The organism is Methylomonas sp. LWB (assembly GCF_001856095.1).
Taxonomy (GTDB): Bacteria; Pseudomonadota; Gammaproteobacteria; order Methylococcales; family Methylomonadaceae; genus Methylomonas; species Methylomonas koyamae_A.
On record NZ_MKMC01000100.1, the window covers coordinates 138,670 to 164,558 of the forward strand.

Annotated in this window: 20 protein-coding genes; 3 read left to right on the top strand and 17 right to left on the bottom strand. The window is 57.3% G+C overall.

Features of this window, described 5'->3' with window-relative positions:
* Positions 1 to 36 precede the first annotated feature (36 nt).
* From alaS to BJL95_RS23275, 4 genes are all read right to left on the bottom strand, one after another.
* On the bottom strand, positions 37 to 2,646 hold the full coding sequence (gene alaS, locus BJL95_RS23260; protein WP_175463789.1) for an alanine--tRNA ligase: 2,610 nt from the start codon (positions 2,644 to 2,646) through the stop codon (positions 37 to 39).
* 149 nt (positions 2,647 to 2,795) lie between these two features.
* Positions 2,796 to 3,116, bottom strand: a complete 321-nt coding sequence (locus tag BJL95_RS23265) for a hypothetical protein (protein ID WP_064025791.1) — start codon at positions 3,114 to 3,116, stop codon at positions 2,796 to 2,798.
* Positions 3,113 to 3,331, bottom strand: a complete 219-nt coding sequence (locus BJL95_RS23270; RefSeq protein WP_064025789.1) for an addiction module protein — start codon at positions 3,329 to 3,331, stop codon at positions 3,113 to 3,115. The genes BJL95_RS23265 and BJL95_RS23270 overlap by 4 nt, the downstream gene beginning before the upstream one ends.
* 185 nt (positions 3,332 to 3,516) lie before the next feature.
* Positions 3,517 to 4,005: a regulatory protein RecX gene (locus tag BJL95_RS23275; RefSeq protein ID WP_175463787.1), complete on the bottom strand. Its 489-nt coding sequence runs from the start codon at positions 4,003 to 4,005 to the stop codon at positions 3,517 to 3,519.
* Positions 4,006 to 4,140: 135 nt separating this feature from the next.
* Here BJL95_RS23275 and BJL95_RS23280 point away from each other — a divergent pair, with 135 nt between their 5' ends.
* Positions 4,141 to 4,629 (top strand): hypothetical protein, encoded by a 489-nt coding sequence (locus BJL95_RS23280; RefSeq protein ID WP_071160936.1) that lies wholly within the window; start codon positions 4,141 to 4,143, stop codon positions 4,627 to 4,629.
* 73 nt (positions 4,630 to 4,702) lie between these two features.
* Here BJL95_RS23280 and BJL95_RS23285 read toward each other — a convergent pair whose 3' ends face one another.
* From BJL95_RS23285 to BJL95_RS23320, 8 genes are all read right to left on the bottom strand, one after another.
* Positions 4,703 to 5,863 carry an SUMF1/EgtB/PvdO family nonheme iron enzyme gene (locus BJL95_RS23285; RefSeq protein WP_071160937.1) on the bottom strand — a complete coding sequence of 387 codons (1,161 nt, stop codon included), beginning with the start codon at positions 5,861 to 5,863 and terminating at the stop codon, positions 4,703 to 4,705.
* A gap of 1,049 nt (positions 5,864 to 6,912) precedes the next feature.
* Positions 6,913 to 7,269 (bottom strand): GIY-YIG nuclease family protein, encoded by a 357-nt coding sequence (locus BJL95_RS23290; protein ID WP_071160938.1) that lies wholly within the window; start codon positions 7,267 to 7,269, stop codon positions 6,913 to 6,915.
* Between the two features lie 201 nt (positions 7,270 to 7,470).
* Positions 7,471 to 8,523, bottom strand: a complete 1,053-nt coding sequence (gene recA, locus BJL95_RS23295; protein WP_064030604.1) for a recombinase RecA — start codon at positions 8,521 to 8,523, stop codon at positions 7,471 to 7,473.
* Between the two features lie 83 nt (positions 8,524 to 8,606).
* On the bottom strand, positions 8,607 to 9,905 hold the full coding sequence (locus BJL95_RS23300; protein WP_254786889.1) for a cobyrinate a,c-diamide synthase: 1,299 nt from the start codon (positions 9,903 to 9,905) through the stop codon (positions 8,607 to 8,609).
* Positions 9,906 to 9,908: 3 nt separating this feature from the next.
* A complete protein-coding gene (locus BJL95_RS23305) occupies positions 9,909 to 10,631 on the bottom strand; it encodes a hypothetical protein (protein WP_064030603.1) in 723 nt (240 codons plus the stop codon).
* Positions 10,632 to 10,745: 114 nt separating this feature from the next.
* A complete protein-coding gene (locus BJL95_RS23310; RefSeq protein ID WP_071160939.1) occupies positions 10,746 to 12,113 on the bottom strand; it encodes a hypothetical protein in 1,368 nt (455 codons plus the stop codon).
* 254 nt (positions 12,114 to 12,367) lie between these two features.
* Positions 12,368 to 13,087 carry a DUF2490 domain-containing protein gene (locus BJL95_RS23315; protein ID WP_071160940.1) on the bottom strand — a complete coding sequence of 240 codons (720 nt, stop codon included), beginning with the start codon at positions 13,085 to 13,087 and terminating at the stop codon, positions 12,368 to 12,370.
* Positions 13,088 to 13,243: 156 nt separating this feature from the next.
* Positions 13,244 to 14,890, bottom strand: a complete 1,647-nt coding sequence (locus BJL95_RS23320; RefSeq protein ID WP_071160941.1) for a SulP family inorganic anion transporter — start codon at positions 14,888 to 14,890, stop codon at positions 13,244 to 13,246.
* 607 nt (positions 14,891 to 15,497) lie between these two features.
* Between BJL95_RS23320 and BJL95_RS23330 the strand changes: the two genes are divergently transcribed.
* Positions 15,498 to 18,104, top strand: a complete 2,607-nt coding sequence (locus tag BJL95_RS23330; protein ID WP_071160943.1) for a YbcC family protein — start codon at positions 15,498 to 15,500, stop codon at positions 18,102 to 18,104.
* A complete protein-coding gene (locus BJL95_RS23335; protein WP_071160944.1) occupies positions 18,101 to 19,978 on the top strand; it encodes a proton-conducting transporter membrane subunit in 1,878 nt (625 codons plus the stop codon). Before BJL95_RS23330 ends, BJL95_RS23335 begins: the two co-directional genes overlap by 4 nt.
* Positions 19,979 to 20,009: 31 nt before the next feature.
* On the opposite strand, the gene BJL95_RS23340 is transcribed toward BJL95_RS23335, so the two are convergent.
* From BJL95_RS23340 to BJL95_RS23360, 5 genes are read right to left on the bottom strand one after another with little or no spacing between them, the layout of a single operon-like run.
* Positions 20,010 to 21,347 carry a lipid II flippase MurJ gene (locus BJL95_RS23340; RefSeq protein ID WP_071160945.1) on the bottom strand — a complete coding sequence of 446 codons (1,338 nt, stop codon included), beginning with the start codon at positions 21,345 to 21,347 and terminating at the stop codon, positions 20,010 to 20,012.
* Positions 21,348 to 22,169: an acyltransferase gene (locus BJL95_RS23345; RefSeq protein WP_071160946.1), complete on the bottom strand. Its 822-nt coding sequence runs from the start codon at positions 22,167 to 22,169 to the stop codon at positions 21,348 to 21,350.
* Entirely contained in the window at positions 22,166 to 23,569 is a 1,404-nt protein-coding gene (locus BJL95_RS23350) for an O-antigen ligase (RefSeq protein WP_071160947.1), read from the bottom strand. The genes BJL95_RS23345 and BJL95_RS23350 overlap by 4 nt, the downstream gene beginning before the upstream one ends.
* A complete protein-coding gene (locus BJL95_RS23355; RefSeq protein ID WP_071160948.1) occupies positions 23,569 to 24,675 on the bottom strand; it encodes a glycosyltransferase family 1 protein in 1,107 nt (368 codons plus the stop codon). Before BJL95_RS23355 ends, BJL95_RS23350 begins: the two co-directional genes overlap by 1 nt.
* A complete protein-coding gene (locus BJL95_RS23360; protein ID WP_217631728.1) occupies positions 24,659 to 25,870 on the bottom strand; it encodes a glycosyltransferase family 4 protein in 1,212 nt (403 codons plus the stop codon). The genes BJL95_RS23355 and BJL95_RS23360 overlap by 17 nt, the downstream gene beginning before the upstream one ends.
* Positions 25,871 to 25,889 lie beyond the last annotated feature (19 nt).

The following is a 25,889-nucleotide window of genomic DNA, read 5'->3' on the forward strand; positions in this document are numbered from 1 at the left end:
GAATTTCTTGGCGAACCCTAAAGTCCGCCGCTTGATTTATCCGAGTTTGGTTTTGACCCAATCCGGCACCGCCGCCAACGCCGCGCCCAAATTAGATGGATCGTTACCCCCAGCTTGGGCCATATCCGGCCGGCCGCCGCCTTTGCCGCCGACTTGGGTGGCGACGAAATTGACCAACTCGCCGGCCTTGACCTTGTCCATCGCATCCTTGGAAACACTCGCGATCAGGCTGACTTTATCGCCGCTGACGGCAGCCAATACCAGCGCGGCGCTGCCCAGCTTGTTTTTCAACTGATCGGCCAAATCGCGCAAAGCTTTCGGATCGACGTCGTCGAGTTTGACGGCCAAAACCTTGACACCGTTGACGTCGACCGCCTGGCTGGTCATCTCGTCGCCGGCCGAGCTGGCCAGTTTGGATTTGAGTTTTTCCAGCTCTTTTTCCAGGCCGCGAGTTTTTTCCAGCAACTGATGGACTTTGTCTGCGGCTTTATCCGGCGCGGCTTTCAGCAGGCCGGCGATGCTGAGCAAGGCTTGCTCGCGATGGGCGATCCATTCCAACGCGCCTTGGCCGGTCACTGCTTCCAGACGGCGGACGCCGGCGGCAACGCCGGTTTCTCCAACGATTTTGAACAGACCGATGTCGCCGGTACGTTGCACGTGAGTACCGCCGCACAGCTCGGTCGAGAAATCGCCCATCGTCAACACCCGCACTTCGTCTCCGTATTTTTCGCCGAACAATGCCATCGCGCCAGCCTTGACCGCCTCGTCTTTCGCCATGATTTGCGCGCAGACGGCGTTATTGGCGCGGATTTGTTCGTTGACGATGCGCTCGACGCTGGCGATTTGTGCGGCGCTCATCGGCTCGAAATGCGAGAAGTCGAAACGCAGCCGTTCGGCATTGACCTGCGAACCTTTCTGGGCGACGTGTTCGCCCAACACCGCGCGCAAGGCCGCGTGCAGCAAGTGAGTCGCGGAGTGGTTACGTTCCGTGGATTTTCGGATGTCGGCGTTGACGCTGACTTCGCAAGCCATGCCTTCGGCAATCACACCTTTGACCACTTTGCCCTTATGCAGGAACAACTGGCCGCCCTGCTTTTGGGTGTCGCTGACTTCGAAGCTGCCGCCGGTGCATTCGATCACGCCGCTGTCGCCGACCTGACCGCCGGACTCGGCATAGAACGGGGTTTGGTCCAGAATCACGACGCCTTCGTCGCCGACTTCCAGGCTTTCGACCGGCTGGCCTTTTTTAAACAGACCGATGACTTGCACCGAGCCGTCCAAATGCGAGTAGCCGGTAAATTCGGTGACGCTGTCGTGGCGAATGTCCTGGTCGTAATCGGCCGCGAACTGGCCGCCGGCCCGAGCCCGGTCGCGCTGGGCGCTCATTTCTATCTCGAAACCGGCATGGTCCACGCTCAAGTTGTGCTCACGGGCAAAATCGGCGGTCAAATCCACCGGGAAACCGTAGGTGTCGTACAGCAAGAACACCACGTCGCCGGGAATCACATGACCATCCAGCTTGGCGACGCAGTTTTCCAGGATGCGCATGCCCTGGCCCAGTGTTTCGGCGAAACGCTCTTCTTCCTTCTTGAGCACCCGCTCGACCTGTTCTTGCGCCTTGACCAATTCCGGATAGGCTTCGCCCATTTCGGCGGCCAGCGGCGCGACCAATTTGTAGAAGAACGTGTCCTGTATGCCCAGGCGATAGCCGTGGCGGATCGCCCGACGGACGATGCGGCGCAACACGTAGCCGCGACCTTCGTTGGACGGCAACACGCCGTCGGCCACCAGAAACGCGCACGAGCGGATGTGGTCGGCGATCACCCGCAACGAGCTGTTGGAAAGATCGGTCGTGCCCGCCAATGCGGCGGCGGTTTTGACCAGATTTTGGAAAATGTCGATCTCGTAGTTGCTGTGCACGCCCTGCATCACCGCCGCGATGCGCTCCAGGCCCATGCCGGTATCGACCGACGGCGCCGGCAGCGGCGTCAAGTTGCCGTCCTTGTCGCGCTCGTATTGCATGAACACCAAATTCCAAATCTCGATATAACGGTCGCCGTCGTCGTCCGGACTGCCCGGCGGGCCGCCGGCCACGTGCTCGCCGTGGTCGTAAAAAATCTCGGTGCACGGGCCGCACGGGCCGACGTCGCCCATAGCCCAGAAATTGTCCTTGGCGCCGATCCGCGAGAAGCGAGTCGGGTCGATTCTGACCTCTTCCAGCCAGATCGCTTCGGCTTCCGAGTCTTCGTCGAACACCGTCACCCACAGTTTGGCCGGCGGTATGCCCATTTCCTGGGTCAAAAAGTCCCAGGCAAAATGGATCGCGTCGCGCTTAAAATAATCGCCAAAGCTGAAATTGCCCAGCATTTCGAAGAAGGTATGGTGGCGAGCGGTATAGCCGACGTTCTCCAGATCGTTATGCTTGCCGCCGGCCCGCACGCAACGCTGGCTGGTCGCGGCGCGGCTAAAGTCGACTTTCTCCCTCCCCAGAAACACGTCCTTAAACTGCACCATGCCGGCATTGGTGAACAGCAGGGTCGGATCGTTGCCCGGCACCAAGCTGCTGGATGGACGCACGGCATGGCCGCGTTGGCGAAAGAATTCCAAAAAGGCGGCGCGGATTTCGGCGCTGGTCATGTTTTTCATGGTGGTTAGGTCGTTAATGTTTATATTCTTCAAAAATATTCGTTCGTTGGTCGAGTTTGATTCTCGCATTTAGCCTTTCGAGGTTTACCCGAGGACTAATCTAAGGCTCGCTAATATGATTCAACGTTACAAATTCAACGGCTACGCGATCATTGACTCTGCCGCCCATGTCGCTCATTGTCCAATCGGGTTTGAATATTGGTCGGATTGCGGCGACAATCCAATACCGCAAAAACCGAAACAAACTCGCTATCGAAGGTATAGTAAATCGCATAGGGGAAGCGCTTGGCCAACAGCCAATAAAAATCGCCAAACTTTTTGGGATGCACGCCGGCATATAGCGCCAAAGAGTCGATATCAGCAGACAGCGAGTCTAAAAAGTACTGACCGACACCCTTTTGCTGTCGTTCGTAAAACTCGAAACCGTCCAACAAATCAAACTTGGCATTGTCAAAGATGCGAATTTTCATCGAATCCTATCTTGAATTTCCTTTTTTGCCTCGTCCCAATCGGTAAACCCCACCAAGCCGGCTTTCGCCAAACGCGTTCTCTCCATCAATATTTCACCATGCCAATCAGGAGATGAATATTCAGCGGCCTGAATGGATAAGTCATTCCATAAAGCTTCCATCGCGGCAATTTTCTCGGCGACCGACATTTCATTTAATGGTAGCGTCACTTTCATATTCTCTATCCTTTAATGCAACAACATACGGTCGTACTTAGTTACCAACTTCCGTTATCCGAGCTATTACCATCGCTCTTCAAATTTCGGTTTTTTGATACCCTCACCCCGTCCCTCTCCCGGATGGCGAGGGAGCGGATGCGCAGAAATTTGAAGTGCGAAAGGTATCGCTTCACTATTCGGAGTCAAAAACTCCGCATTTTAATCTTCAACACCACAAACACCCGCTTAATCGTCTCGCCGCTAAAGCCGCGTTGTTGCAAGAACCGGCTGCGTTTGGCCCATTCGTTGGGCGGCAGCGAGGTTTCATCGCCGTATTTGCCTGCATAAACATCCAAGGCCAGGTTCAGCCAACCGCCTTGTTCCTCGGCTTGCGCATCCAGATCGGCGTCGGCGATGCCGCGCTGCTGCAATTCGTAAGCGATTCGCAGCGGTCCGTAACCCTTGGCGATCCGCTCGCGGATGTAACATTCGGCGTAGCGCGCGTCGTTTTGCCAGTTTTGACGGCTCAAATCGTCGATCACCGCCGCCACCTCGTCGCGCTCGAAACCGCGCATCGCCAGTTTGTCCAGCAACTCGCGGCGGCTGTGCTCGCGGCGCGCCAGCAAGCGCACGCAGATGGCTTCGATGCGTTGGCGGCGTTCCAGCGAGTTGGCTATCGATTCGTCCGTCATTCGGCGCGGGCCGCAAAATGCGGACATTATCACACAGATATCCGCCCCCTTAAACCGGCATACCGGCCCGATGCACGCGGGCGCGGCGACCGGGCAGCGGCTATAATCGCACTAGCAAACTTCGGGAGGCGGTTGATGAAGCTGAAAGATTGGTTCGAACAATGGGGCTTGACCAAGATCAAGCTGACGGCCGGCTTTTTCGAATCGGAATGGCAGGCACAAACCGCCGACCGGGACGCGGCCTGGGAACTGTACGTGGAACTGCTGACCCGAGTCGTCACCCAGCCCTTGCCGGACCGCGACGGCGACGAGCAAGCCGCGCTGAACAGCGTGCACAGCCTGTTCGGCATCACCCGCGAGATTCTGCGCCGCCAGGGCCGCAACTGCGAGCAATTCAGCAAGGTGGCGATCGTGGTCTTAAACCAAGTCGTCCGGCCGTTTACCGCGAAATGGCACAAACTGGCCTTGGCCGGCGCCTTCGAACAACCCCAGCATTGCCGGGAGTTCCGCGACGAATTAAAAGCGCTGCAACTGGATTTGCTGATTTACGCAAAAGCGTTGGCGGCGATCGCCCAAGTGGAAGACCTGACGGCGGCGGCCTTCGACGACCCGGCCGACCGCTAAAAAATCGCGAGAGGCCTGACGGCCGCTCGACAACGCAAAAACCAAAACCGCAAAGGGTAAAAGGACAAAGGGCTTAGGGTAAGTCCAGGGCTAGACGGAAGCCGAGGAAGTTGAATCGGTATTCCGGACTGTTCCAGAGGCGGTGAGCCGAACGGAGAGAGGCCATGCTATTGCCCCAGGAACCGCTCCGGATCACTCGCCGGCCGCCGTAGCCCCCTATCCAGGCCGAGCCATCGATCGGCGCGCCTTGATAGTCTTCGTACCAACCATCTTGCAGCCATTCCCAGACATTGCCGACCATATCGTGCAGACCGTAAGGATTGGCGAGCTTTAGCCCAACCTCTTGGATTGTGCCGCCGGCATTTTGGTCGAACCAGGCATAGTGTTTAGCCAGGCCCGCATCGTCGCCCCAGAAAAACTCGCCGCGGCTGCCGGCGCGGCAAGCATATTCCCATTCCGCTTCGCTAGGCAGCCGGTAGGGTTTGCCGGTCGTTTCTCGCAGCCAGGCGGCATAATCCGCGGCGTCTTGCCAAGTAACATTGATCACCGGTCGCCGTCCGCGTCCCCAGCCTAAATCTTCGGGCTTGGCACGCCCGGTTTGTTCGGCAAAGACGTCGTACTCGACGAACATCACTGGGTATTTGCCCAACTTGAAAGGCTTGGCGAAGGTCACGGTGTGAATTGGCTTTTCGTTGTCGTATTGATCGCCGCCCATCGCAAACGAGCCGGCGGGGATTATGATCATTTCGGGTTCGGTGACCAACCGGTTAGCCTGGATTAACGGTGGGCTAGTTTCAACGGCTTTGGCAAGGTCGGCGGCGGGCGGCGAGAATTGCGCAGGTTCGCCAAGCAAACGCCTGACCGATTTACACAAGGCCTGGAACTCGCTGCTAGCCTCTTCGCCGCGCCAATCGGAGAAATCCTCGGTATGCAAGCTGCGAAAAGCGATCGGCGGCTCGACGGTTTCGAACTTCAGAGGCAACAATATGCGGCGCTCCCGGCCTATCGTGGCTTCGCCGCGCACCCAGTCGGATTTCTTGGCAAGCCGCGACCAGCCGACGATCATGCAACGGCATTGCTCGATAGCGTTTTCGATCACCTCGTCCAGATCCTCGCCGATATGAATCGACGACCGGTCCCAAAACACGCACCAACCCTGGCGCTCCAAGGCTTGCGCCAGGCGTTGCGCTTGCTCCTTGTCTTCGCGCACGTAGCTTAAAAATATGTCGGGCACCGGGTCCTCGTTCCCTATCGTTGTAGCGTTGGCAAAAGCGGCTGGGTTGTTCGGCCGCTGCGGTTCCGGTCGATTACTATCTCGGAAAACCGGCGCGACCGCAAGACCGGGCGATGCGTTGCTTGCGGGGTGGAAAATCGCCTGGCTTGCGGGATTGGTGCTGTCATTGGGGTGGCCTGTTCCCTTCGACTCCGCTCAGGGAACGGCGCTCTAACCGGGGAACGGCGCTCTAACCAGGGAACGCCCCCAACCAGGACCAATCAGGCCCAATCAAGGCCAACCAAAACCAACCTGTACCGCGTGCTCAAGTCGGCGCGCTTCCGCTAGCCTATCGAGCAAGTCACGCCTACGCCGCCTGCTGCTATCCGCGCTTCTCCGACTGCACGCCGATTCAGTTTCGGTCTTCCGACACTCCGCAACGCTCTCCGCCCGTTAGCCGTGCGGAATCCAGCTTTTCAGGTCGCTCAGACCTCGACGGCAGAGCGGGATCCAAACTTCAGGTGGCTCTCGCGCCCCACTGGCTGAGCAGCCCCCAATCTTGCTGGTTGCTCGGTCCTGATCGGCTCAACCGAGCCCAAGCTTGCTGATCACTTGGACCTCATCGGCTCAATGGATCACAAACTTGCCGCTCCTTCGAATCTCATTGGCTGAACGGCGCGCAAACTTGCAGATCGCTCTGATCTAATTGGCTCAATGTATCTCAAACTTGCTGGTCGCTTGATGCTGATAGGTTCATCGGAGATCAAACTCGCTGGTCGCTCAAGCCTCATTGGCTCAACGGAGCCCCATATTTCAGATTGCTTGGACCTCACTGGTTTAACTGAACCCGGCGTTTCACGTCACTTCGAACCGGTTAGCTAGAAGGCACGCTGTATTTCAGGCTGCTGGGAACCCGTCGGCTGAGCGGTGCCGGGTGTTTCAGGTTGCTCCGAACCCGTTGACTGAGCGGCTCCGAGTGTTTCAGGTTGCTCGGGAGTCGTTGACTGAGCGGAGTCGGGTGTTTCAAGTTGCTCGGGAATCGTTGGCTGCGCGGTGCCGGGTATTGCTGGCTACTCGGGGTGTGTTGGCTGAGCGGAGTCAGGGACCGTTGGCTGAGCGGAGTCGAAGCCAGCGTTTTGGCTATGACTCGCATTCCGGCACTCGGCCAATCGATGCAATAAATTGCTGTCACCCGCCATCAGCGCCCGCTTCTTGTTGCGGCTCCAGCCTTGAATCTGTTTTTCCCGGATATAAGCGTCTTCAATCCGCTCGCACATCTCGCAATAAACCAATTGGACCGGCAATCGCGTTGCGGTGTGTTTGGCGCCCAAGCCGTTTTGGTGTTCCCACAAGCGGCGCTCCAAATCCCAGGTACTGCCGGTGTAATAGCTGCCGTCCGAGCATTGCAAAATATACAGGTAAGGCATTGAGTACCCCCCAAAGATTCGGCTAGGTTCGCCGAGTTGAGCGGCGAACTGCGTTAAGCCGGACGCGCCGTTCCCTGAGCGGAGCCACGTTCGCTGAGCGGAGTCGAAGCGATCGCCGCGGCCAGCCAACCCGACTCCGCCCGGCTTCGATTCCGCCCGGCTTCGATTCCGCTCGGCTTCGGCTCCGCTCAGCCGACGGAGTTAGTCGGCGTCGTTGAACTCGGCGTCTTCGTCGTCGGCCGGCGCTGGGGCGTTGGTCACGCGGCTGACGAAGGCTTTTTCGCGGATGGCTTTTTCCAATTCGGCGGCGGCCTCCGGGTGTTCGCGCAGGAATTGCTTGGCGTTGTCCTTGCCTTGGCCGATTTTGTCGTTGTTGTAGCTGTACCACGAGCCGGATTTTTGGACGAAGCCGAATTCGACGCCCAAATCCACCAATTCGCCGAAGAAGGACACGCCTTCGCCGTACAGAATTTCGAAGTCGGCTTGCTTGAACGGCGGCGCGACTTTGTTTTTGACGATCTTGACACGGGTTTCGTTGCCGATCACTTCGTCGCCTTTCTTGATCGCGCCGATGCGGCGAATGTCCATGCGCACCGAGGCGTAGAATTTCAGCGCGTTGCCGCCGGTGGTGGTTTCTGGGTTGCCGAACATCACGCCGATTTTCATCCGCAGCTGGTTGATGAAGATCACCAGGGTGTTGGAGCGCTTGATGTTGGCGGTGAGTTTGCGCAAGGCTTGCGACATCAGGCGTGCTTGCAAACCCATGTGCGAGTCGCCCATGTCGCCTTCGATTTCGGCTTTCGGGGTTAACGCCGCAACCGAGTCGATAACCACGATATCGACCGCGCCGGAACGGACCAGCATGTCGGTGATTTCCAAGGCCTGCTCGCCGGTGTCCGGCTGAGAGACCAGCAGATCGTCGATGTTGACGCCGATTTTCTGGGCATAAACCGGGTCCAGCGCATGTTCGGCATCGACGAAGGCGGCGGTGCCGCCCAATTTTTGCACTTGCGCGATGGTTTGCAGGGTCAACGTGGTTTTACCGGACGATTCCGGGCCGTAGATTTCGATGATCCGGCCGCGCGGCAGACCGCCGCAGCCCAGCGCGATATCGACCGACAACGAGCCGGTCGAAACGACTTCGATGTCGCGGGTCGCGGCGACGTCGCCCATCCGCATCACCGAGCCTTTGCCGAATTGTTTTTCGATTTGGATCAGCGCCGCGCCCAGCGCCTTTTTCTTGTTTTCGTCCATTGTTGCCTGCCTTGGTTTGGCTACTGAAAGCCGGCGATTATCCCATAGGCCGGGGCCTCGAAACAGCTTTTCTCGCGGCCGGCTCAGGCGAACAGCGCGGCCGCCTGGCATGGATTGAACGGAAAATACAGATGTAGATAGGAGGCTTGCAAGCGGCCGACCCGGTAAAACGCTTCGGCTTGACCGTGATGGCGGCGGGTAGTGGATTGGGTGTGCGGCGCCAGCGAGGTTTGCAAGGTCGAGAAATGAAAGCTGTGGCCGCGTATTTCGCCGTGCTCCAGTTCCAGACTGTGCATGCCCAGATTAGCGAGTTGGGTCTGCATCCGGGCCTGGCCGGGCAACAGGCCGACCATCTCGGCGGCCTGGCCGTCGCGGTCGGCCAGGCTGTCCAGCAAATACAAAAAGCCGCCGCATTCGGCGTACATCGGCTTGCCTGCTTGGTGATGCTGGCGCAAGGCCTGCTTCATCGCCTGGTTGCCGGCCAGTTCAGCCAAATGCAATTCGGGATAACCGCCGGGCAAGTAAACGGCGTCGGCCGCCGGCAAGCCGCTGTCGGCCAGCGGCGAGAAGAAGGTCAAGGTTGCGCCCAAGGCTTGCAGGCAGTCCAGGTTGGCCGGATAGAGAAACGAAAAGGCCGCGTCCCTAGCGACCGCAATGGTCCGGCCGGCCAACAGGCGCGGCGGCGGCTCGCTCGTGACCTCGGCGAACGCCACCGGATCGGGCAAGCGGCAATCGCTGAGCAGGTCGGCGGCGCGGGCCAAGCGCTGATCGAGGTCGGCAATTTCGCCGGCTTGGTGCAAGCCCAAGTGACGCTCTGGCAAACCGACCGAAGCGGCGCCGAGCATCGCCGCCAGCAGCGGCATGTCGTCCGGAAGGGCTTCGGCCAGCAGATTGGCGTGGCCGGCGCTGCCGACCTTGTTGGCGATGACGCCGGCGAAGGCCAAGCCCGGCCGGTAGTGGGCCAAGCCGTAAGCGACCGCCGCAAAGGTTTGCGCCATGCCGTGAGCATCGATCACCGCCGCGACCGGCACAGCAAGCGTTTGGGCCAGATCGGCGCTGCTGCTGTCGCCGTCGTACAAACCCATCACCCCTTCGATCAGGATCAAATCGGCTTCGCCGGCCGCGCGATACAGCAACTCGCGGCAGTGGGCCTCGCCCATCATCCACAGATCGAGCTGATAGGCCGGGTGTCCGGATGCAAAGGCCAAAATCTGCGGATCGATGAAGTCCGGCCCGGTTTTGAATACCCGCACCTCGCGACCAAGCCGCCTATGGTAATAGGCCAGCGCGGCCGTCACCGTGGTTTTACCCTGACCGGACGCCGGCGCGCTGATTAGGATGGCCGGACAAGGCTTAACCGGCGTAACGTGAACGTCGATCACCCGTCAGTCCCTGGGGTAAAACCACATTTGATACACGCTGAGCAGGATTTGCACGCCCATCGACAAGCCCATCAGCGCGCCGCTCAGCACCACCACGTAAGCGAACTCGCGGACATGTTTGGTGACGAACCAGGAGCCGACGTCCAGCAGCATCGCGACGAACGGAATCACCACCGCGATCCGTTTGACGTAAATATTCATGTCGCACAATAAAAAGATCTTGCCGATGAAAAACAGGATGAAGGCGATGCCGAACAAATGGATGTGCGATACCCTGACCAAGGCGGGAATCGACGCGCCGCCGGTGTGGGCAACTTCGGCGACGCCCGTAAAAGTGGTCAAATCCGGCAGCGACGGATTGGCGGCCGGATTGTGGCAATGCACGCAATCGCGGTTCAGAATCGGCGCGATTTTTTCGTCGTAGCCGTCCTTTTCCGCGCCGTCCTGTATCCATTTTTGAATAACTTCCTTGTCGCTCTTGTATTTCAGGTTAGGTTCCATGATGCCGTTGATCGCCGCGCCCAGGCGGGTTTGGCTGTTGGAACCGTGGTACATGATGACGATGTCGTCGATCGACAAGCCGCGCTTGCCGTCGCGGCCCTGGTGGGTGTAGTACATATTGACCAGGGCCATCAGGTAGCCCAGGCCTATCGTCAATAAAAACACGGTGTTGAGGATACGTTCGCTGACGGAAATATCCTTGAAACGGGTGTATTGCTTGCCCATGCGATCCCTCGGAGATTGATTGGATGGATAGTTTAACTTGGCAAAAAAAGACCGGCACGCAAAGTGCCGGTCAAGCGGGAGCCACGAGGTTTATCGAGGTCTTTAAGGACGACTTTAAAAACTTAACCAGGTATTGAAATACAAGGTGTTGTTGTCGCTGGCGTTGCGTCCCGAGCCGTCGTAATTCTTGTCGCCGCCGTCGAAACGCGTGTAAGCCACATATTGGGCCGCGAAACGCAGATTCAAGTAGGACTCGGCAACACCCGCCGTTTTACCGAACGGGATGTAATTCAACTCGAAGGTAAAGTAGTCCGAATTCGGCCGCCTGTTCGGCGATGCTTCGTACAACACCGCGTCCTGATTACCGTGGATATGGTTGTATCCAACCGTCAAGCCGTAGGTTTGCTCGAAGGTGTAAGCGCCGTTCAAGCCCAAAAAGCCTAATTGCTGGTTGCGCTGTGCCGCGGATGCCGCGGCCGCGCTGGCCAGTAGATCTTGAGATTCGCGGATGTAGCTGGCTTTGAATTCATAGATATGCTTGGGGTTGGCCAAGTATTGGTAATTAAAATCCACGCCCAAATCGGTGTAGCGGTCGCTGACCGTCAACGTGGGGTCGGGCTGAACGTTGGCCCTGAAGCCGAAATGCCCCAACGATATATAGTGGCCTTGCCAATCTTTTTGCAAACCGATCCGCCAATACGGCGCTCCGCCATCCACTTTGACCGCGCCGTCGTCCCACTGCCCCATACCTTTTTGGGCGTACTTGGCAAAACTGGTATAGGCACCGGCTTCGAGGAAAACCGTATCGTCGATCATGCTGTACAAGGTTGCCCCGCCGATTTGACCGCCCAGTGCGGCCAACGCCGGTTCGGCGCCGGGCGTACGCGCCAACGGCGATCCGGAATACGGAAATCCCCAAGCCGGCGTGGTGTTCCACAAATCCTGAACGGTCGGACTGTTATTGAACGACACGCCGTAGACAAAATTGCGCCCCAGCCAATCCGCTTCGTCGGCAATCCGAATATCGGTGTTGTCCAACGCGAAACGACTGGCCACGCCATCGTAGGTAAACTGCACGAAAGCGCCCATGTTGCCGTAAACCTTTCCGCCGTAAAACAACGAGGCCTGATCTAACGCCAGGTTGTTGTTGCTGTTAAAGTCGCGCCGCGCCAATACCGGGTCGGCGGGTATATCGCTATCGTTGCGCTTGGTATTGGTCAGCGAACCGACGGCCATGCCGCCGAAACGGCTGATGGCCGAATCGTTGTTACCCCACACGTAACCATTTAATTTGAATTGCCGGCCGTAAGGCGTCAAATTCGGACCGAAAGCTTGCGTATGACACATCGCGCAGGCCATGCCGGTTTGCCTGGCAAAACTCGGCAGGGCTTGCGCTTGACCGACGAAACCCCAGTACAAAACCGAACAAAACAACCAAAAGAAACGCCGAATCAATCGTCTCGTTATAATATGTTTTTCCATAAGTAACTCCATTAAAATAGAGTTTAAATTATAGCCAAGCCAAGATTAATCAAATATTAAAAAATACGTTAATTTACGTTAAAAACAACAAGTTATAAATACAAAAAGCAAATAAAATCCCAAGCGCCGACAAAAATCAACGCCTTTCCAATTTTATAAAATTATTATCAACAACTCTCTAAAACAGTGACGGAACTAAAGCTGGTATAAACAGGCCACCCCCGTTTATCTTTTAATAAACGACATCAAAGCCATTAAAAATTAATAAATACGGAAGCCATCCCTAAATGGTGCATAGTCATATTCACGTGCTTGGCATCTTCCAGATATTGATTCATATAGCCGATTTCGGTACGGACATGACTGTTGAAATTCCACCCAAACCCGGCGAATACCCGGTTCTGATCGAAACCGGATTTGCCGCCCCAATCGGTGGTGTTGACCCGATAAAACGCTTCGTCCCAAGCCACCAGACTAAAACGCGGCTCGAACTCGAACGGATGCACGAATTTGATCATTTGCCGGGGACGTTCGCGGACTTGGTTGCCGCGCAGGAAGTTGCTTTCCCACATGGTCCTGAAGGTAAAAGTACCGATGTCGGTCGGCAGCACGTAACGGAATGCCGGCCAGAAATCCTGTTGGGCGATGTACGGCTTGTTTTGGTTTTGGGTCGGCAGCCAGGTGTAGCCCAGCCAAATCGTGGCGCGATCGCTCAACGAGTAGCCCAGCGCGCCGCGCACCATGCCTTGGTACCAGTGCTCCCAGTTACCGTCGAAACGCGTCTGACCTTCCACCCAAACTCTGGCCTTTTCCAAATCCGGGTTGACGGCTTTCAGACTGCCTTCGCCAACCATTTGCAACCAGGCCCCGGTATCCTCGGCCAACTCGCCGGCTTGCGCGCTGGAGATACCCGGTCCGGCGACGAAAAACGCGGTTACCGTAAGCGTTGCCAATATCAATCGATTCGATGTCATTTCGGTCCTCCGACGACAAAACTAAAGTTTCAATACCCGTCTCGCGGGCATGCCTCCGGCCTGGGCTGCATGACTGCGCCTTAGGCGGAAAAGGTGATTATTCGAGGTGGTGTCGGCGGCCGGCTCACACGCCGACCGGCCACCGGTTAAGACCGCTCAGACACTCAATTTTCGGCGCGCGGCCAAGTGGTGATCCGAGTAGGAATGATGATCGTCCAATCCGAGGATCTGGCAACGGCCGCCCGCATGATTGTATTCCTCGGTGTAGTGATGGATAAACTCCATCACGGTATGATCGATCAAATCGACGTCCGTCAAATCAAAGAACACGTTTTGTTTTTCCGGAAAATCCGCAAGCAAACTCTTCAGGCTGATGAAGTTCGAAAACACCGCCGCGCCGCTGACCGCGATATGGTAGGTATCGGCGTTGGTTTGATTAACGTGGTAAGCCATCGAGAAGATATTGCCGGGCTTCAAGCCGCGGCTGACGTGGATCAATAACTCGACAACGATGCCGATTGCCACGCCGACCAACAAGTCGGTGGCAATCACGCCGATAATCGTGATCACGAAGACCGCGAAGTTGTCCAAGCCCACGGTCAGGGTTTTGGCGAATTCCTTCGGAGAGGCTAAACGAAATCCGGTAAATACCAATAAGGCCGCCAACGAGGTCAACGGAATTTCGTGTATCAAGCGCGGAAACAAGGCGACGAAAATCAGCAAGAACAAGCCGTGGAAAAAGTTGGCCCAGCCGGTTTTAGCGCCGTTGTTAATGTTGGCGGAGCTACGGACAATTTCGGCGATCATCGGCAAGCCGCCTATCATACCCGACACCAAATTGCCGACCCCAACCGCCGCCAAATCGCGGTTCAAATTGGAGTTGCGTTTGTAAGGATCGAGTTTATCGACCGCCGAGGCGCTCAACAAACTTTCCAAACTACCAACCAGCCAGATCGTAACGACCGAAATCCAAAATTCGTGGTCGGCGATTTTCGAAAAATCCGGAAAATAAAACCCGGACATGAAGTTTTCCGGTACCGCCACCAAAAAGGCCGGACCCACGGTAAATTCGTGGTGCGGCAAAATTTCCGCATCGGGCAAGAACAGGTATTGATGGATATGATCCAAATCGAAAAACTGGCCCAGGGCCAAACCCAACATCACCACCAACAGCGGCGCCGGAATCATTTTCAAAGTCGGCTGTTTGATGACAGACCACAGGATTAATAAAGCTAATCCGCACAAACCAATCAACGAAACTTCCGGGTTCATTTCGACGATCGAATGCGGGATTTCCGCTATGGTCCCCAATAAGGTCTTGGCTTCGGGCTTAACCCCCAACAAGGTATGAATCTGCTTGGCCATGATGATGATACCGATCGCGGCCAGCATGCCATGCACCACCGAGGACGGAAAAAACGCACTCAGCTTGCCGGCCTTGAAGACGCCGAGCAACACCTGCAACACGCTGGCAACGACAATGGCCGCCAAGGTGTAGCGGTATCCGGCCATCGCATCGCCTTGTCCGAGCGATTGCACTGCGTCGACGATGACGACAATCAAACCGGCGGCCGGGCCATTGATCGTCATATAGGAGCCGTTGATCCGCGAGACCACCACGCCGCCGATAATAGCGGAAATAATGCCGGCCATCGGCGGAAACCCGGACGCCATCGCTATCCCTAAACATAGCGGCAGCGCAATCAAAAACACCAAAAAACCGGACAGCAAATCGCTACGCCAGTTTTCGACCAACCCCGGTATACCTGTTTTAGGTAAAGCTACAGTGGATGCTTGCGACATGGTAAATCTCAGCTTAATGGAAAACCTTTGTTAAGCCAGAAATATGCCAAGCACCTCAACCTCCCGCAAATACTAGGTTTGCACGGCTTTGGCTCGCGTCCAATCGCTTGGCATTCGACCAGGCTGGTTTATTAAAACCACGCACCTTGGTTGAAATCCACCACGCGCGCGATTTGCACCACTCGCGGTGCAAACTCTTGCTGATTGCCGGCGAATCGCCCGGTCCACGCCCCTCAAATCCACGCCAACAGAGCGCGCTGCACGGCTATACGAAAACGCTCCCTATCATTCCGGTGCGCGCGCCGCACCAAACCGAACAAACGCTGCCTGGCTAGCGGTCTATTCAAGCCGCCGAACTGTGGCCGGCGTCCGGTTGAAATCAACCGGCCACCCCGGCGATTTGCACCGAAGCCTATCGATATTCTCGAATTAGATATTACGATTCAATGATTTACGAACAGGCATGACTTGTGCATTACTAAATTAAAGCCCGGCATGCCCCGAGGTAAACCGGACCGCTTACTCGTGGTCGCCCACCCGCGCATCGGGCAACCCACGGAACTCAGGTTTGCCGGCTCTTTTCTTTTGATACGAGGTTGATGTACCCATGACGGTTTCCAAACCCACTACACCGCTAAACGATCAGCTTCTCGGCAGTACCGGAGGCTTCGATCTGGATGCGGCGATCGAACACATAGCCCATTGGCTGCCTACACAAGGCCCGCTAAAAGATTTTATCCACCACAATACGCTGCACGCGGTGCAGGACAAGCCCTTCCATGAAGGCGTGGCGATTGCCGCTCGCATCTTTGGCGCCCGCAGCTATTTGCCGTTAGCCGATTATCAAAGCCGCTACCGGCAAGGCCGTATTCGCGACGATGCGATCGACTGGGCCTTGGCGCACTGCGATTGCCCGGAGGCCGAACGCGCCGCGCTACGGGAACGCCTGTTCGAAGACGACAAGCACAGTCACTATCCGCCGATTTCGCTCGCTAACCACGGCATACGCGCGCATTGGATGACGGCTCTGGAAGTCGATTTGAACGCGTTGGCCCATCCGGTGGTATTCCGCCTGCTGGGCAATTTTCTCGACCAAGGTATCAGCCGCTGGACCTTGGCCAAGGACGGCGAAAGCTTCTGGGATTGCGTGCTGCGCTTGACGCAAAACAGTTTGCTGCCGCTCTATCCTTTTCATATCGCCGAAGTGCGCGAATTGTTAAATCAAGGGCCGGACGGCGTCATCGCTCATTGCCTCGAACGCATGGTCGGCGCGGAGTCCTGGTACGAACAATATCTGTTGGAGTTGCTGCTCTCTCACCCCGGTTGGGCCGGCATGGTCAGGTTGATCGAGCTCAATCCGCAAGCCTTGCTGGCTAAACGGACGATTTCGTTGAAGCAGTTGATCGCTTTCGAAATGGCCTGCGAGCTGGCATTTCTGACCAAAAAACGCGGCAAGCAGTTTAGCAATATCGCCAAGCTACCCCAGTTGGACACCTTACCGCGCTTCGAACACCAGCTTGCCGATTTGGCGATCCCGTTGCGTTTACGGGTCTGGCACGAAGCGATGGAATGGTCCATGCACAGCGAGTTGCTGGCCGCATTGGTCAACCAGCCGGTAACGCGAGCAACTCCAAATACGACCAAAGTCAGCCCGACCGCCCAGGCCCTGTTTTGCATCGACGACCGAGAATGCTCGCTGCGTCGGCATCTGGAAGAAATCGATCCAAGCATCGAAACTTTCGGCGCCGCCGGTTTTTTCGGCATCGACTTCTTATATCAGGGTTTGGACGACGTTTACCCGGTCGCCCAATGCCCGGCCGTCATCACCCCCAAGCATTTGATACGCGAGGAAGCCCCCCATCAACACCGGAAAAAAACCAAAACCAAAACCAAAAATCTGGCCGGCATGCATTTCTCGGCGCATTCGATGTTTCGGGGCTGGCTATTTACCCAAACCATCGGCTTGGGATACGCGATTCGTTTGGCCTGGAACGTGTTTCGTCCCGGCGCCGGCGTTCCCAAGGTCCAACAACTCAGCGAAGTCGAAGCCCACTCGCATCTGCACCTATTGCGAGAAAACGACGAGCCGACCGAGGAAGGTTATTTGCTGGGTTTCTCGTTTGCGGAGATGGCCGACCGAGTCGGCGGTTTACTGCGTAACATTGGCCTGACCCAGGGGTTCGCGCCATTGGTAGTCATCGTGGCTCACGGCTCCAGCAGCGTCAACAACCCGCACTTCGCCGCCTACGATTGCGGCGCCTGCTCCGGCAAGCCGGGCGCGCCGAATGCCCGCGCCTTTGCCTGGATGGCCAACCATTCGTCGGTACGCGACATTCTGCGCGAACGGGGCATCTCGATTCCGGACGACACCTATTTCGTCGCCGCACTGCACAACACCAGCCGGGACGAAATCAGCTACTTCGATCCGAACGCCTACCGGCACCGCGATCTAAGCAAACTGCATACGTTCAAGCATGCGATGCAACATGCCTTGCTCAGAAACGCCCGCGAACGCTGCCGTTGGTTCGAATTGGGACCGCAATCGCATTCCAATAAGGAGGCCCACCGCCACGTGGTAGCGCGCGCCTCGTCGATTTTCGAGCCGCGTCCGGAATACAACCATTCCAACAATCTTTACTGCGTGGTCGGCCGCCGAGAACTGAGCCGCCAATTATTTTTGGATCGCCGTTCATTTTTGCATTCCTACGTGCCGGACAGTGACCCGCAAGGGGAAATCCTGGCCAAAATCCTTGGCGCCATCATTCCGGTGTGCGGCGGCATCAACCTCGAATACCTATTTTCCCGCGTCGACAATTCGGTCTATGGCGCCGGCACCAAACTACCGCACAACGTGATCGGCCTGCTGGGCGTCGCCAATGGCGTCGAGGGCGACTTGCGTACCGGACTGCCGCAGCAAATGATCGAAGTTCACGAACCGGCCCGACTGCTGATGGTGATCGAGCAGCGCCGGGACATCGTCGATCAAGCCCTGGCCTTAATCGGCGATCTGAAGGAATGGCTGGACAACGAGTGGATACGCTTTGCCTGCCAAGATCCGCTCAGCCACGAACTGTTTTATTACTCGGCGCGGGGCTGGGAAGCCGTACGCCTACCGGCGTCGTTACAGCCGCCCGCCGCGCCGCATTCCGAACGGATTATCGTCGGTAAAACCGAAACGATACCGGTCCATCAATTGCTTGGGAGACCCGCATGAATGGCTTGATACTCGCCAGCCTGTTTTTACCGATGCTCGGCTTTTTGCTGATTCTGGCATCGGCGCCGAACGAACACCGCATCGCCAGAATCAGCCTTTGGACCGCGCGTCTGATGGGCTCGTGCGTTTTGACCCTGTTGGCGACATGGTCCGCTTACGGCTTCCCGAATCACGAATTCGTTTGGTTCGATCTGTACGCTCGCGGCGACTACCACTTCCCGATACTGTTCTATTTGGACGTGGTCGGTGCGACCTATCTGTTCTGCGCCTGGGCGATATTCGCGATCATCGTCCGCTATTGCCGGGTCTACCTGCACCGCGAATCCGGCTATAAGCGCTTTTTCCTGACCATCTTCGGCTTTAGCTTCGGTTTAAATCTGGTGATTTTGTCGGGCTCGATCGATATGTTGTTCGCCGGTTGGGAAATTGTCGGCGTTTGTTCGTTTCTGCTGATCGCCTTTTATCGACATCGGCCGCAACCGGTCCGTAATGCGTTGCGCGCCTACACCATCTACCGGTTTTGCGACGTCGGTCTGTTGCTGGGCGCCTGGATGAGCCATTTGCTGTTTCACGAGAGCCAACACTTCAGCGAGCTGGCCAACTTGTTCGATCACGCGGCCATGCCGCCGGCCGGCTATGCCTCGTTGCTGTTTTTGTCGTGGTTGATTGTGATCGCCGCTTCCGGCAAATCGGCGCAGTTTCCGTTTTGTTTTTGGTTGCCGCGGGCGATGGAAGGTCCGACCCCATCCAGCGCGATATTTTACGGTGCCTTGTCCATCCATTTGGGCGTGTTTTTGCTACTGCGGACGATGCCGATCTGGAGCTACCATTATGTGAGTCGTCTGGTCGTGTTGGCGATCGGCTTGCTGACCATCGTCGTCGCCAGTTTGTCTGAAAAAACCCAATCCAACATCAAGGGTCAGATCGCCTATGCATCGATTACCCAGGTTGGCTTCATGTTCGTCGAACTGGCATTCGGTCTGGAACCTCTGGTTTTGATGCATTTTCTCGGTAACGCCTTCTTGCGCTGCTACCAATTGCTGGTCTCGCCGTCCATCGTCGCTCACCTGTTAAGGGTCGAGGGCTCGGTGGATACCGACTTCGTCATCAAACCCAGCGCGATGCGCGACCGTTTGCCCTACTCGATTCGCGACACCCTGCCGGGTGTGCTGCAAAACACCTTGTACGTGTTCGCGTTGCAGGAAGGCAATCTGGAGCGGCTGGTGAGAATGAGTTTGTGGGACCCGTTGAAGGCCATCGGCAGTCGAGCGAACGCCGTGCGGCCGGCGATTAAATACTTGGTGCTATTTTCGGTACTGGCGCTGATTCCGGTGTCGAAACTGCAACAATCCGTCGATCCGGCGTATTTGTCCATGCCGGTCTCACTGGCCATGGTATTGGCGACACTGGGCGCATTCAGTCAAAACCGCAATCCGCTGCGGGTTTGGCACGCAATTGCGCTAAGCTGCCTACTGGCCGGCGCGGCGGTGTGGATGATGACGCCGGAGGCCGCCCCCGATGTCCTGCTGTTTGCCAGCGGGATTGTACCGTCCTGGCTGCTTGGCATTTTCGTCCTGAAACGCCTACTGCGCAACGAAGATTTCGCGGCGATGCCATTCCGGTATCGGGCGTTGGCCGAAACCCAACCCGGCTGGTCCTTGCTGCTGTTTTTGAGCTTTTTGGGCTTGGTCGGTTTTCCAATCACGCCGGCCTTTTTGGGCGAAGACCTGTTACTCGCGCACGCCACCAATCAACATCCCTGGTTCGCGTTACCGATCACGATCGCCTTCGTCGTCAACGGCATCGCCGCCGCCCGCGTTTTCGTCAGATTATGCATGGGCCGGCCCGCCGAGGTTAGACCGTTGGAAACTTGATCCGACAGTGTGGCCGAAGCCATGGGAAACGCTACAATGTGGCGGCCAGCGCCGGATAGAGCTGAAACAGCGTGAACAGACAAGCACCGCACACCAGCAAGGCCAGTAGGCTGAGCTTGGCGAGTCGCCGCCACAGTCCGTTGGAAACCTTGCCGGCCAGCAACACGCCGGTACTGAACACCCCGCCCATGACCGCGGCGGGCAGCCCCCAAATGCCGAGGTAAGCGGGCAAGGCCAGCAATAACACCGCTTGCACGCCGCTGCCCGACAATTCGCACAACAACGGCGTGCGGGTATCGGCGCCGGCGTAAAAATAGCGGGCCAGCAAGGCGTTCCAACTGCCGAACACGATGGACAGCGCAAACAAGGCCAGCAATAACGGCAACGGCCCTTGACTCAAGCCGGCCGGCAATAATTTCGTTACCAATAACGGCGAAATCAACATCAGTCCGGCCACCGGCAACAAGGTCAGCCGGGTGCAAATCGACAAGCCTCGCTGCATCAGACGTAAACGGCTCTGCTCACCTTCGCCGCTCATTTTGCCGAGCAGCACTTGGTTCAAACCCATTAACGCAATCAGCGGAATATTGACCAGTTTACGTGCCAGATTGACCAGCGTCACCGAACCTTCGCCCAGTAACGACGCGGTCAGTCGCTCTAACAACGCCAAACCTTGGCTGGCGCCGCTACTGAGCAACAACGGCCAAAGCTGGCGCCAAACCTGAGTAAACTCGCCTTTCGCGCCTGCCAACCAAGGCCGCCAGCCGAATCCCCAGGCGGAGGGAAACAATACCAGCGCCATCAGCGCACTGCCGACCAGAAAACTCTGCGCCAACCAAATTTCATCGGCCTGTTTACCGGCCCACCCCAAGTACACCACCGGCGGCAAATTGAACAACAGAGAACCCAAGCCCGACAGTAGAAAACGGCCGGCGGCTTGCAGCGGCACCGTCAACACCGCCTGCGTCAGAAAACCGGGAATCGTGAAAGCTAGCCAGATCAAAACCTCGGTGCCGCGTTCGCGGTCCGCCGCCGCCAAACCGGGACCGATCCAGCCGATCAATAGCGGAGCGGCGGCCGCGATCGCCAACGCCAGACCAAGACCGGCCGCTAGCCAATGGGCGATTTGACCGCTCAACCAATGCGGCTGAATCTGAGTATCCGCGCGTTGCCACAGCGGCAACATCGCCGCCGACAATAAGCCGCCGGCAAGCATGACCCGAATCGCCTCCGGTAAAAACATCGCCACCAGAAAGGCGTCGGTCTTGGCGCCCGCCCCCCAATCGGCGATCAACAGCCATTCCCGACCAAAGCCGGCGACCAGGCCGGCCAGCGTCGCCAGCGTCAATAACAGTGTGGAACCCAGCATTTAGTAGAACAGGCAGAACAGCCCCTTTCCGCCGACTTTATAGGTGAGATCGTGAGGCCGTTCGCCCATCGGTTTGGCCCCCATACCGCCGACGATCTTATACGGTGCGATTTCCTTGCTGACCACGGTGTTGGCGGTCACGACCGCGCCCTTGCCGATCTTGGCACCGTGCCCAACCAAAGCTCCGGTAGCGATCCAGACGTAGTCTTCGATGTAAATCGGCGCCGATACCGACCAAAATTCCGGTGCTTCCAAATCGTGGGTGCCGGCAATGATCTTGGCGTGCGAAGCCACCGCAACGTGATTACCAATGATCAAACCGGCGCGGGCATCGATCTGGCAATGCCAAGCAATGCAGGTATCGTCGCCGATCACCAAGTTTTCGACGCCGATAATTTCGGTATTCCGCCAAATCGACGATCCCTTACCGATCTTAGCGCCCCCCAGCCTCAGCCAAGCGATGCGTAGATGGTGACTGGGAATCTTGTTGATCAAAATGTTGTACCACTGCTCCCAGGCCCGCAGCCAACGGTCCTTTAACGTCGGCCAATTGATGCCGTAGGCCGGCACGAAGGTGGTCGGAATTTCATCGCGCAATAAGGCGTAAAACCGCCGCGCCAGCGGTTGCTCGATCCGCATTTCAATGTTGACCGAGCAAATCGACACCCGCGGACGGTCAGCGTCGCCTTCCTCGAAAGCAACGTCGTTAGCCAACATCCACTCATAGGCCACGAGTAACTCGCCGGCGTCGACCGCCAGTTTTACGGCGTAGTCCGGCAAGCGATCGCGAACGGCGTTGGAATGGTAAATGCGGTGTTTCATCGCGTGTCTCTCCTGTTTTGTCCGGAAATTAACAAAGGATCGCCCTCAATCGCCAAGCGCCGCGCCGAATGCAGGCCGAGGGCCATGATCATCCAGAACAGAGCGACTAAAACCATCGTAAAACTGTAATAGTGATCGAACAGACCGGTCAGCAAGGCCGACAGCAAGCCCGCGCTGCTGCCGATCCAAACCGCCCGTTCGCGGTTCAACAGATTCAGCCAACCGCGGGGTTTGATCTCTCGCCACCAGGCCACCGTTACCGCGATAAACAGCAACATGCCGGGAATGCCGGTTTTATAAATAAAATTGAGCCACAGATTGGAAATGCCGAGCAAACCGGTATTCGGCGGCGGCGGATCGGTTTTGAAGCCGATGCCCAAGGGATAGCGGGCCATCGCATCCGGAAAACGCCGGTACTCGTCCATCCGAATTTCGGTGCTGGCGTTGGTGGACGAAAAGGTGGTCGACAAACGCTCTTGCAGCGGCGGATAAAACAACACTAAGCCGACGACCAATACCGTCGCGGTGCCGATAATTCGCCCGGCGCCCGGCACTCGCAGCCAAGTCAGCCACAACAAGACTAGCGCCAGACTGACAATGGCGCCACGGGACATGCTGAACAACAAACCGGCCGCGCCCATCAGCGCCACCGTCCAACCCAGCAGGCTACGCCAACCGTTTTGAAAACGGGCATAGAAATAGGCCAACGGCAAAAATAACACCAGTACGCCACCGGTCAGATTCGGATGCACCCAAGGCGAAGCCATCCGACTGAAATTGGCCGAGAAAATGTCCTTGACCGCCTCGGGATGCGCGTATTTGAGTTTTTCCAACACCGGAATGAAAGTATTGGCGTTGCGATCCTTCAAAAAATAAAAAATCGACAGCGTCAGCATCGCCAAAGTCCCCAGCAGCAAGGCAAGGAGTAGTTTGTCGCGCTTGCGATCGTCGTCGATCAAAATAGGCACCAACAACAACGTCGAAACGTTCATCAGCCAACGTATCCAGTTGACCAGTCCGCTACCCTCGGCCTGGATGGTCAGTTGCCCGACCGCGAACGGAATCGTCGTAAACAGCATCAGCCAAATCAGCTGCCGCTCGGTGCTGCCGACTACCCAGCGGCAGCGGCGTATCGTCAATTGCCAGAAAACGCCGAGCCAAGTCAGTGCCAGCAAGGCTTCGGACACCGTGATCCGTATTCCCAACTGAACCGTCGTATAAGGAATCAAGGTGGCGAAGAACGCAAACAGCAACAGGCCCAGCAGCGGACGACGCATGACGGCAATCGTCATCGCCAGCGCCACCAACGCCAAAACGGTTTTCGCCGGATCCAACAGCGTCAGCAAGCCACCAAACAGCAAGCCCAACGCGACGGCGAGGAATTTGCCCTGTACGGCCATCAGTGGTTGGCGTTGATCAGGTCGTCAACCAAGGCCCAAACCCGCCGGGTGTATTCGGGCATGGCGTAGCGGGCCGCCCATTGCCTCGCGCTATCGGTGTCGCGACTAGGCGCGTCGCCGGCCAAACGCCGCATCATAATTTGCAGGGCCTCGCCGTCCAACGGCGAAAACCTCGGCGCGGACGGCGGCGCCACTTCATCCAGCGCGGAACCGGTCGCGACAGCCACCGGCGTGCCATGGCCCAATGCTTCGACGACCGGCAAGCCGAAACCCTCCGCCAGCGACGGCTGCCAAAGGCGATCGGCGTGCGCATAAAGCGCCCCCAATTGGCTATCGCTCAAACCGCTTATCATCATCAAACCAGGCAAATCGCGCTGGTCGGCCGGTATATCCTGGGGATGACCGACCAACACCAATTCCGGGATTACCGCATCGCTACTCCTAGCCAGCCGCCAATTTTCGATGAACCAAGGGATGTTTTTTCGCGGCTCGCGCGTCCCAACCACCAGCCAATACCGATCGGGCACACCATCCGGCAGGGCATCGGCGGCATTCGCCGATGCCGGCACGGCATTCGGCAATACGGAAATACGCCGCGCCTGTTTGGGAAACAATCTCGCAACTTCGCCGGCGGTAAAAGCGGAAGGCGACCAGATTACATCGGCCAGTCGCACTGAATGAGCAATCCCTACACGGTCTATCCACCGGTAAACCAGCGCTCTAACGCGGCTCGCATGATAGTTTTGCATCGTCAATTGAAACACGTCGTGCAACAGTAACGCGTAGCGGGTCCCCGCCACGCGTTTGACCGGCAAGCCGGTGTTCGCGGTCGCGACATACAAATCTAAACACTGAGCTTCGACAGCTTTCGGTAAGAATGCCCATTCGAACTTGAGGCGCTCTCGCGGCCGGTGCAAACCTTCGGCTGGGCTAGGCTCATCGGGACGCAGCAACCGTTGCCGCAACGGGTGGTCGGCCGGAGCCGGACTAAAGCGGAAGACTTCGGCTCCGCCGTCGATCAAGGCTTGCTCCAAGGCCAACACCTGTCTGGCGATGCCGGAATACGGAGCCGCCACCACCGGACGATAATCAATTCCTACGCGCATCGGTCATTTTCCGGTAAACGGATTCCAATTGATCGGCGGCAACTCGCCAGTCATGATGATTAGCGGCATAAAGCCGCCCTGCCTTCCCCATGTCGCCGGCCCGATCCGGATCGCGCAAACTGTCGATCAAGGCTGTCGCGAGACCGTCGGCATCGTCGCCGCGCGCATACTCCACATCGGCTTGCAAGCTTAATCCGGACACGCCCTGGCTGGTACTGACCAACGGCAAACCCGCCGCCAGCGCCTCCAGCACCTTGAGTTTGGACCCGCCGCCTTCGCGCAACGCGGCCAGAAACACCGCCGAGCGCCCTTGCTCCAAGGTCAAATCGTTAACGAAACCGCACCATTCCACGCGAGGGTCAGGCCATTGTCCGGCCCATTTCTCGGGCATCGCGTAACCGCAGACCGCAAGCTTCGCCTCCGGCATGCGCGCCCAAACCTTGGGCATGATGTCGTTTAGACACCATTCCACCGCATCGCGGTTAGGCGGATACTCGAAATTGCCGACAAATAAGATACGCTGGCTAGTCAAATCCGGGACGACGCCAGCGAACCCCCGAGTATCGACACCGTTAATCACCACGTCCACGTCGCGCCCGGCAATTCTACCCAACTCGGCGGCATCACTCTCGGTGACCGCGATCAAACGGGCCGGCGACTTCAATGCCGACTTCTCCCAACGCCGGTAGCGCCATTGATCGTAAACCACGAAAGGCCAAATCCATTTGGGCAAATGCTGATAGGTTGCCGCACCGAGCGAGGACTCGACGTTGTGCTCGGTCAATACGAAATCTTGCCGACGATCCCGCAAGGAGTGCAAATAGGGTTGCAGTGCGTAACTGTGTTCAATCTGGACGACATCCCAAGGCTCTTTCAGCAATTGCGAGAACTGATGCTCCAATGCCGGTGCCAGTCCGTTAACGCTGGTTAGCAACGGATAAGGAGCGAATGCGGCGGCCGCCAGCGAGTAGGGATGCTTCAACGGTCGCCTGGGCAACACGATCAATCTTTCGACGACCGATTCCAACTGCTCCCGAGCCGATTCCGACAAGGTCTCCTTGCTTTGCACCAACAAGGTAATCCGATGGCCGCGCTCACTCAGGCTACGCAGTAAATGGTACTGGCGCACCTTCCCGCCGCTGGTGGTCGGCCACGGCAGATACGGTAAGGTCCACAATATTTTCAGTGCTGGCATCGTTGAATTTGCTGAGGCG

Bases quoted from the DNA above. Each gene is read 5' to 3' on its own strand.
- alaS (WP_175463789.1), bottom strand. From the start codon at position 2,646: ATGAAAAACATGACCAGCGCCGAAATCCGCGCCGCCTTTTTGGAATTC.
- BJL95_RS23265 (WP_064025791.1), bottom strand. From the start codon at position 3,116: ATGAAAATTCGCATCTTTGACAATGCCAAGTTTGATTTGTTGGACGGT.
- BJL95_RS23270 (WP_064025789.1), bottom strand. From the start codon at position 3,331: ATGAAAGTGACGCTACCATTAAATGAAATGTCGGTCGCCGAGAAAATT.
- BJL95_RS23275 (WP_175463787.1), bottom strand. From the start codon at position 4,005: ATGACGGACGAATCGATAGCCAACTCGCTGGAACGCCGCCAACGCATC.
- BJL95_RS23280 (WP_071160936.1), top strand. From the start codon at position 4,141: ATGAAGCTGAAAGATTGGTTCGAACAATGGGGCTTGACCAAGATCAAG.
- BJL95_RS23290 (WP_071160938.1), bottom strand. From the start codon at position 7,269: ATGCCTTACCTGTATATTTTGCAATGCTCGGACGGCAGCTATTACACC.
- recA (WP_064030604.1), bottom strand. From the start codon at position 8,523: ATGGACGAAAACAAGAAAAAGGCGCTGGGCGCGGCGCTGATCCAAATC.
- BJL95_RS23305 (WP_064030603.1), bottom strand. From the start codon at position 10,631: ATGGGCAAGCAATACACCCGTTTCAAGGATATTTCCGTCAGCGAACGT.
- BJL95_RS23310 (WP_071160939.1), bottom strand. From the start codon at position 12,113: ATGGAAAAACATATTATAACGAGACGATTGATTCGGCGTTTCTTTTGG.
- BJL95_RS23315 (WP_071160940.1), bottom strand. From the start codon at position 13,087: ATGACATCGAATCGATTGATATTGGCAACGCTTACGGTAACCGCGTTT.
- BJL95_RS23320 (WP_071160941.1), bottom strand. From the start codon at position 14,890: ATGTCGCAAGCATCCACTGTAGCTTTACCTAAAACAGGTATACCGGGG.
- BJL95_RS23330 (WP_071160943.1), top strand. From the start codon at position 15,498: ATGACGGTTTCCAAACCCACTACACCGCTAAACGATCAGCTTCTCGGC.
- BJL95_RS23335 (WP_071160944.1), top strand. From the start codon at position 18,101: ATGAATGGCTTGATACTCGCCAGCCTGTTTTTACCGATGCTCGGCTTT.
- BJL95_RS23340 (WP_071160945.1), bottom strand. From the start codon at position 21,347: ATGCTGGGTTCCACACTGTTATTGACGCTGGCGACGCTGGCCGGCCTG.
- BJL95_RS23345 (WP_071160946.1), bottom strand. From the start codon at position 22,169: ATGAAACACCGCATTTACCATTCCAACGCCGTTCGCGATCGCTTGCCG.
- BJL95_RS23350 (WP_071160947.1), bottom strand. From the start codon at position 23,569: ATGGCCGTACAGGGCAAATTCCTCGCCGTCGCGTTGGGCTTGCTGTTT.
- BJL95_RS23355 (WP_071160948.1), bottom strand. From the start codon at position 24,675: ATGCGCGTAGGAATTGATTATCGTCCGGTGGTGGCGGCTCCGTATTCC.
- BJL95_RS23360 (WP_217631728.1), bottom strand. From the start codon at position 25,870: ATGCCAGCACTGAAAATATTGTGGACCTTACCGTATCTGCCGTGGCCG.